Origin of the sequence: Cognatishimia sp. WU-CL00825 (assembly GCF_040364665.1) — a bacterium.
Lineage (GTDB): Bacteria > Pseudomonadota > Alphaproteobacteria > Rhodobacterales > Rhodobacteraceae > Cognatishimia.
In genome coordinates this window covers 1-7555 of the sequence record NZ_BAABWX010000013.1, presented here as the reverse complement: position 1 = coordinate 7555, position 7555 = coordinate 1, and the positions used below count along the sequence as shown (strand labels likewise).

Genomic DNA, 7555 nt, shown 5'->3' with positions numbered 1-7555 from the left:
GTTGCTGCGCGGCGTTGACCGTGACGGCGTAGAGCGCGGTCAGGTTCTGTGTAAGCCAGGTTCCGTGAACCCACACACCAAGTTCGAAGCAGAAGCCTATATTCTGACCAAGGACGAGGGTGGCCGTCACACGCCATTCTTCGCCAACTACCGTCCACAGTTCTACTTCCGTACAACTGACGTGACCGGCACTGTTGTTCTGCCAGAAGGCACAGAAATGGTTATGCCTGGTGACAACCTGAAATTTGACGTTGAGCTGATCGCGCCTATCGCGATGGAGCAAGGCCTGCGCTTCGCGATCCGCGAAGGTGGCCGCACCGTTGGTTCCGGCGTTGTGTCCAAGATCACTGAGTAAGGACGAACATCCGCAAGGATTTCGGCCACGGCGATAGGTGAATTGCAAAGCAAATCACCGTAAGCCACCCAGTGAAAAAATATAAAGGGCCGCTCAAACGAGCGGCCCTTTTTGCGTGTCAAATTGCGGCTGCAGCCGCGGGATCAATCTTGATGCTGCATTGCAGACATGAAGGCCCGTAAGAACGGCAGGTCATGCAGGCTAGCAACGGCGCGCAGCGCGTCAATTGCGTTGGTCATAGGCACATAGTCAGACCAATTCTCAATCACCCAATTTGTGCCCACGCTCCAGATGATCATTTCGTTGATCAGATCCGCGTCGATGCCCGCTGCGAGACCCAGGGATCTGGCTTCTTGCAACAGTCTTTGGTTGCTGAGCGCAATGAAATGGACGAGGGTCTCTGTCAGCTCTTGCTGTTCAGCGGTCGGGCAGAATTCTGCTGCCTGATAGGATGCGGGCCAGTTGGGGCAAAGCCGCCCCAAATCATCGACCGTCATGGGTTGGTTATGCTGATAGTCGGGATTTATGCCGTATTTAGAAGCGGCTTCAAAGCCGACGACGCGCAAACTTAGGTCATTGGCTGCCTCGGTCAGCTTGGCGACGCTGAGGTGGTTCTGACGTGGATCATAGTGGTTTCCAGCAAGGGTATACCGCTGGCTCACCAATGCACCAAGCGGCAGATCCACTTGCAATTCTTTTGCGAGCTTTACCGTCAAATTCAGATCTTTGATGCCGATTTCCAATGCGCAGGAACTGTCGTAGCTGCCGTCAAAAATAAAGGGCATGAATTGTGCAAGCACGATGGAATTGGCGCTGGATTGTTCCAGTTGGTTCCAGACCCACAGTGTTGGGATGCCTGCTTTTGATGCAATCGCCAAGCAATCTGTGGTGACAAGAACCGCGGCGTAAAACAGGTGATTGGTCAAAAGCTTGGTCGCTTGGGCCGTGCCAATTTCACCTGTAAAAAACGAAATTTTTGCAATTACCGCAAGCACATCCTGTACTTTGTCATAGCCAATTTTATCGCCTGCACAGAACAGGCTCGAATTGCCATAATCAACGCCCATATGTGATAGGTTGCTGACCGGTCCTTCAAGGCAGTGGACACCCTTTGCCTTGGCCTGCGACGCGATCTCCATTGTGCCATGATAGTCGGTGGTAGACATATTCAGCCAAACAGCGCCTTTGGGCAGGGTTTCCAGCGCACCCTTTTCTGCCAGCATACACTCGGTGACATGGCTGGGGAGCGCAAGGCAGGTGACAAGCAAGTCGCAATGCGCGGCTGCGATTGCAGGCGTCGCTGCCCACGTCCCCCCTGCGCTTACAATAGAGTCCGTTGCTGATTGAAACTTGTCATAGACCTGAACTTTGTGCCCTGCCTTAAGCAGCGCCTGCATGACCGGACGACCAATGCGGCCAGATCCAATGAAGCCAATAGTTTGCGAATGCGCCATGAGATTGTCCTATGGTGATGTGTTTTGCCCTTGTCGGCCTGCAGGTCACCTGCAAGTCGACACTGTCACTTCACTATGACCGCCAAAAAACTTTGATCTTGCACCAGAACGACAAACTGAGGACCTAAAATGGCTTATTGTGGTGCTCTAGGCCGCAGGTCCTGCGCGGTTGGATGCATGGCGTTTGGTGTGGCATTGTTTGCGGACGTGCTCTGAGTGTTATCTATGAGACGAAAGTCGAATTTACTTTCGTTGCTTTAGCCGATGGCCAACCTGAACAATTGCGTCCAAGGCGGGCAGAAGTTCTGTCCCAAGTGACGTCAGTTCATATTCTGTGGACGGTGGAGAAGTTCGACGCACGTGGCGCAGCAGAACACCCTTTGCCTCAAGCTCTGACAACCGAGCTGAGAGGACTTTGGCGGAGATCGGAGGAATATCAACTCTCAATTCGCTGAAGCGGCGCGGCCCTGCGCGCAAAGACCAGATCACATTTGGGGCCCAAGCGCCGGATATAACCGCCATACACTCTGTCAGCATGCAGGGTTCTGGCGGTTCTGGGCTTTGATTTTTTGTCATTTTTAACGGCATATTGGGTAACTAGGTTTCTCTGAAGTAACGCATTTTATAGGTAACTAATGGAAACTAGATTGTAAATGGAAACTCAAGGGGTCACTTGAGATTTGTGAAACTTACAAAATAGGACACCAGCAAATGAAGTTGTATTACAAACCCGGCGCTTGTTCTTTGGCGAGCCATATTGTGCTGCAAGAGATTGGCAACCGCTTTGAGATCGAAAAGGTCGATACTGACACTGGCTTGACCGAGACTGGGGCTGACTATTTGCAAGTCAACGCCAAGGGCTATGTGCCTGCGCTGGATCTTGATGGGGCGGGTGTTTTGACCGAGGGGCCAGCGATTTTGCAGTTTCTTGCAGATTCCGCGCCCCAAGCACAACTTGCACCCCCGATCGGAACCGTGGAGCGGGCCAAAATGTTAGAGCAATTGACGTTTGTCTCAAGTGAATTGCACAAGGCATTTTCGCCGCTGTTTAGCGCGCAAGCCTCTGAAACAGACCAAGAGCGTGCGAAGGAACAGGTTGCGGTCAAGTTTACCCAGGTTGAAGCGGTCTTGGCAGATGCGCGCGAAACTTTGGTGCCAGGCCACTTTGGCATTGCTGACATCTATCTGTTTGTGGTTGCCAATTGGGCCAATTTCAAAGGTATCGCCTTGAGCGACTGGCCTTATTTACAGGCCTTTTTGGCACGTGTCTCCAAGCGGGCAAGCGTTGAACGTGCGATGAAGGCAGAAGGGTTGTTGGCATGAGCCCGGATTCGTTTGCTGCGATCACTGCACAGATCGAAACTTATTTTGACGCGCTTTATCATGCCGATAGTACAAGGCTGCGTGCGATTTTTCACCCCAACTTGGCCTATGTTTGTGCAACCACTGGCGACGAAATGGCATTGGATTTGGAAACCTATCTGGCCCGCGTCGACAAGCGCGTTCCACCGGCAGAAACCGGAGATGCAAGGGACGATCGTATTTTAGAGATTTCGGTGGGCGCAAATATTGCCCAAGTCAAAGCATCCATGACGCTGATGCAGCGCGATTACCTCGACTATTTGACCTTTGTAAAACACGACGGCCGATGGTGCATCGTTGCAAAGGTATTTGAATATGTTCCAAGAAAGGACTGAAGATGCCCTATGTAAACATAAAGGTCACAAAAGAAGGTGGCCCAGACGGCAACGGACCTAGTGCAAACCAACAAGCGGCTTTGATTGCGGGTGTCAGTGCTTTGCTGCAAGATGTGTTGGGCAAAGACCCCAGTAGCACTTTTGTTGTAATTGATCAGATTCCAGTGGAAAGCTGGGGTATTGGAGGTTTGCCTGTATTGGACTATCGACAGCAAGCCCAAAGCTGATCGCAAAATCTATTGCTTCTGGGGCGGTTTCCTGCCCCGGAACGGCAATCAAAGTTTGTTTCTACGCGCTTACTTGACCTTCTTGGCTTCTTTTTCCTCTTTGGTCAGCTTGTTGTTCCAGGTGTTTTTGCTGATGCCCATGTCATACGGCATCGGTTTTGTCTTACCAACCTTCACACTGCCGCCCTTTTCCAGGAATTCTTTGATCAGGGCCTCGTCGGTGGTTTCTTTGGGTACATGTTTCATCAAGCTGTCTTCCCGCTTTGCGCTGGTCTGCCCATCTGGACAGCATAGATTCATCTTAGCGTGATCCGGTGAATTGAAAATCAGTTTCTGGATTTGGGGAGAGAATTGGACCGCTTTACGTGGGCCCACGTAGATTTGACGCAACTTTTACCTGCATTTGCTGGTTTTCTTGGGTGATTGCGTTTTAGAGGCTTGCTAAGTGGCTCAGGTCGTTTATCCGGGGCAGGACAAATTTTACAGGCAGGCACATGGCAGAACTTCATCACTCGGAACCGGCAGAGGTTGGCCAAACAAATGCGCGCGATTGGGTCAAAGTTCTGGCGCAGTATCGTGAGCCCAATCACCTGCGCAGTGTTTTTGAGCTTGTGGTGAGCCTCGTGCCTTTTGTAGCGCTTTGGGCCTTGGCCTGGTGGGCCCTGTCTTTCAGCTATGTGCTGGCCTTTGCGTTATCTGCATTTAATGCTTTGTTTTTGTTGCGACTTTTTGCCATTCAACATGATTGTGGGCACGGGGCACTATTCAAAAATCGCCATGTCAGCGATTGGATCGGGCGCGCCATCGGCGTTTTGACCCTGACGCCATATGATGTGTGGCGCCGCACCCATGCGGTGCACCATGGTGCCTCAGGGAACCTCAGCAAGCGTGGCATGGGCGACATTCACACCAAGACTGTGTCCGAATATCAGGCGCTGAGTGCTTGGGGGAAGCTGAATTATCGCCTGTATCGCAACCCGATTGTCTTATTTGGATTTGGACCTAGCTATCTGTTTTTGCTGCAACAACGCCTGCCGTTTGGCCTGATGAGCCAAGCCAAATACTGGGTCAGCGCTATGGGCACAAATGTTGTCATTTTGGTAGCGCTTTTAGTCGTCTGGTATTTTGGCGGATTTGCACCCTTGCTGTTGATTTTCTTGCCAACCACGTTGATCGCAGCCACCGCGGGCATGTGGTTGTTCTATGTGCAGCACCAATTTGAATACACAAGCTGGGACGAAGACGAGGACTGGCAGCTGCATGACGCGGCTCTGCATGGCAGCTCGTACTACGTTTTGCCAAGTGTTTTGCAGTGGTTCACTGCCAATATTGGCATTCACCATGTGCACCATGTCTATAGTCGTATCCCATTTTATCGTCTGACCGAAGTGTTGCGCGACCAAAAAGAACTGACCCAGATCAACCGCATGACCATTGGCGAAAGCTTTGCCAGTGCCAAGTTGCACCTGTGGGATGAAAAGGGTGGCAGGTTGCTTTCCTTTGCGCAAAGCAACGCGATCTATGGCTGATCACTAGCTAAGAACCCCAACCAATTTGGCCCCGTTGGTGCCGATTAGAAAATGTAAAACGCACCATTTTGGTGCGTTTTTTTGATTTAAAACCCCGCAAATCAAACTGTTACAAATCTGTTTGAAAAGAGGATTGTGATTGTTACATTTCAATGTTTGAATGACTGATCAAAAAATAGTTCGGGGTATTAACATGACACAACATCTCTCTCGTCGCGGGTTTTTGGGTGCAACCGCGGGGGCCAGCTTTATCGCTTTGCATCCGTTTTCTGCACATGCTTCAGCGGCCCAGGCACATTTGCGGATTATGGAAACGACCGATTTGCACGTGCATGTTTTCCCCTATGACTATTATGCCGACAAAGGCCGGGACACCGTAGGTCTCGCCCGCACCGCAGCGATTGTGAAAGACATCCGCGCCGAGGCAACAAATTCGCTGTTGGTGGACAATGGGGATTTCTTACAAGGCAACCCCATGGGTGATTACATCGCCTATGAGCGCGGCATGAAAGAGGGGGATATGCACCCGGTGATTGCGGCGATGAATGCGGTGGGTTTTGAAGCATCGACTTTGGGCAACCACGAATTCAACTATGGTCTGGATTTCTTGATGAAATCATTGGCGGGTGCAGATTTCCCTGTGATCTCGGCGAATGTTGTCAAAGAAATGGGATCAGACCCCACCAAAGACACCACGCTGATCAAGCCCTATGTGATCGTCGAAAAAGAGATCATGGACGGTGCCGGCGCTAAGCATAAAATCAAGGTCGGCATGATCGGATTTGTGCCGCCACAAATCATGAACTGGGATCGTCGCCATCTGGAAGGCAAGGTGCAGGCACGCGATATTTTGCAAACCGCCAAAGCCTATGTGCCGATGATGAAAGAAGAGGGCGCAGATATCATCATCGCGCTGTCGCATTCTGGTATTGGTGGTGCCGAAGCTGTGGATGGCATGGAAAATGCCTCCGTGCCTCTGGCGCGTATTCCGGGCATCGATGCAATTGTCACCGGGCACCATCACCGGGTCTTCCCCTCTAAAGACTATGCCGACGTGGCGGGCGTTGATGTGGCCAAAGGCACCATCGAAGGCGTCCCTGCTGCGATGGGTGGCTTCTGGGGCTCTCACCTTGGGCTGATCGACCTGATGTTAGAGCGTTCCGGCAATGAATGGAAAGTGGTTGGTCACACAGCAGAGGCGCGCCCGATTTCTCAGCGTAACGAAGATCGATCCATCACGGCCTTGGTGGAAAGCGAGCAATACGTGTTGGACTCTGTTCAACAAGAGCATGATGCCACCTTGGCCTATGTGCGCCGCGCCGTTGGCAAGACCGATGCGCCATTGCACAGCTATTTTGCCCTTGTTGCAGATGACCCCTCAGTGCAAATCGTTTCGATTGCGCAAAGCTGGTACATCAAAGAGATGATGAAAGGCACAGAATACGAAGGCCTGCCGATTTTGTCAGCGGCGGCACCGTTCAAAGCGGGCGGTCGTGGTGGTCCAGAATACTACACAGATGTCGCTAAGGGTGATGTTGCCATCAAAAACGTTTCTGATCTGTACCTCTATCCAAACACAGCTCGGGCGGTTTTGGTCACCGGCCAAGAGGTGAAGAATTGGCTGGAACGGTCTGCGGGCATTTTTAACCAAGTGGAAGCAGGCAAGGCAGATCAGGTTTTGTTGAACCCGAATTTCCCGTCCTACAATTTTGACGTCATGGACGGCGTGACTTATGAAATCGATCTGTCGCAACCGTCGATGTTTGATCCTAAAGGCAATCTGACAAACCCAGATGCAAACCGTATTGTAAATTTGATGTACAATGGTCAGCCATTGGATCCGGCGCAAAAGTTTGTCATCGCAACCAACAATTACCGTGCCTCTGGTGGCGGCAAATTCCCGGGTGCGTTGGGTGACACCATCATCTTTGAAGGACCAGATACAAACCGCGACGTGATTGTGCGCTATATCGTAGAACAGGGCACGATCTCTCCAGCGGCCGATGCCAACTGGAAATTCGCACCGCTGCCCGGCACAACAGTTCTGTTTGATACAGGGCCCAAGGCCACAGGTTACGCCGCAGATGTTAAGGGCGTAGAAATTGCACCTGCAGGGTCGGGTCCGGATGGGTTTGCGCGGTTCCGCATCAATCTGTAAGTGCAAAAACCATCGCTTAAAATATGAAAGGCGGCCCAAGGGCCGCCTGTTTCTTTAGAACCCGCGCTGTCTTGGGAGGAGAGAAAGCGCGGGTTACTTAGAGCTCATTATTTCAGGTGCTTAAGCAGGCTGCGG

At 51.6% G+C, this 7555-nt stretch carries 9 protein-coding genes; 6 read left to right on the top strand and 3 right to left on the bottom strand.

Features of this window, described 5'->3' with window-relative positions; all coding sequences use genetic code 11:
• On the top strand, nucleotides 1-355 hold a 355-nt coding region (locus ABXG94_RS17755; protein ID WP_502901730.1), incomplete at its 5' end, for an EF-Tu C-terminal domain-related protein.
• A 143-nt stretch (nucleotides 356-498) separates the two neighbouring features.
• On the opposite strand, the gene ABXG94_RS17750 is transcribed toward ABXG94_RS17755, so the two are convergent.
• Both ABXG94_RS17750 and ABXG94_RS17745 read right to left on the bottom strand, forming a co-directional pair.
• A complete protein-coding gene (locus ABXG94_RS17750) occupies nucleotides 499-1809 on the bottom strand; it encodes an NAD(P)-dependent oxidoreductase (RefSeq protein ID WP_353536331.1) in 1311 nt (436 codons plus the stop codon).
• A 243-nt stretch (nucleotides 1810-2052) separates the two neighbouring features.
• Nucleotides 2053-2385 carry a winged helix-turn-helix transcriptional regulator gene (locus tag ABXG94_RS17745; RefSeq protein ID WP_353536330.1) on the bottom strand — a complete coding sequence of 111 codons (333 nt, stop codon included), beginning with the start codon at nucleotides 2383-2385 and terminating at the stop codon, nucleotides 2053-2055.
• Nucleotides 2386-2520: 135 nt separating this feature from the next.
• On the opposite strand from ABXG94_RS17745, the gene gstA reads away from it, so the two are divergent.
• Genes gstA through ABXG94_RS17730 form a run of 3 tightly spaced genes read left to right on the top strand, consistent with a single transcriptional unit; the run spans nucleotide 2521 to nucleotide 3733 of the window.
• Nucleotides 2521-3132 (top strand): glutathione transferase GstA, encoded by a 612-nt coding sequence (gene gstA, locus ABXG94_RS17740; RefSeq protein ID WP_353536329.1) that lies wholly within the window; start codon nucleotides 2521-2523, stop codon nucleotides 3130-3132.
• Nucleotides 3129-3506, top strand: a complete 378-nt coding sequence (locus tag ABXG94_RS17735) for a nuclear transport factor 2 family protein (protein WP_353536328.1) — start codon at nucleotides 3129-3131, stop codon at nucleotides 3504-3506. The genes gstA and ABXG94_RS17735 overlap by 4 nt, the downstream gene beginning before the upstream one ends.
• A 2-nt stretch (nucleotides 3507-3508) precedes the next feature.
• Nucleotides 3509-3733, top strand: coding sequence for a tautomerase family protein (locus ABXG94_RS17730; RefSeq protein ID WP_353536327.1), 225 nt, complete (start codon nucleotides 3509-3511; stop codon nucleotides 3731-3733).
• A gap of 69 nt (nucleotides 3734-3802) precedes the next feature.
• On the opposite strand, the gene ABXG94_RS17725 is transcribed toward ABXG94_RS17730, so the two are convergent.
• A complete protein-coding gene (locus tag ABXG94_RS17725; protein WP_353536326.1) occupies nucleotides 3803-3979 on the bottom strand; it encodes a hypothetical protein in 177 nt (58 codons plus the stop codon).
• Between the two features lie 248 nt (nucleotides 3980-4227).
• On the opposite strand from ABXG94_RS17725, the gene ABXG94_RS17720 reads away from it, so the two are divergent.
• Nucleotides 4228-5262 carry a fatty acid desaturase gene (locus ABXG94_RS17720; protein WP_353536325.1) on the top strand — a complete coding sequence of 345 codons (1035 nt, stop codon included), beginning with the start codon at nucleotides 4228-4230 and terminating at the stop codon, nucleotides 5260-5262.
• A gap of 193 nt (nucleotides 5263-5455) precedes the next feature.
• Nucleotides 5456-7420, top strand: coding sequence for a bifunctional 2',3'-cyclic-nucleotide 2'-phosphodiesterase/3'-nucleotidase (locus ABXG94_RS17715; protein WP_353536324.1), 1965 nt, complete (start codon nucleotides 5456-5458; stop codon nucleotides 7418-7420).
• The last annotated feature ends 135 nt before the right edge of the window (nucleotides 7421-7555 follow it).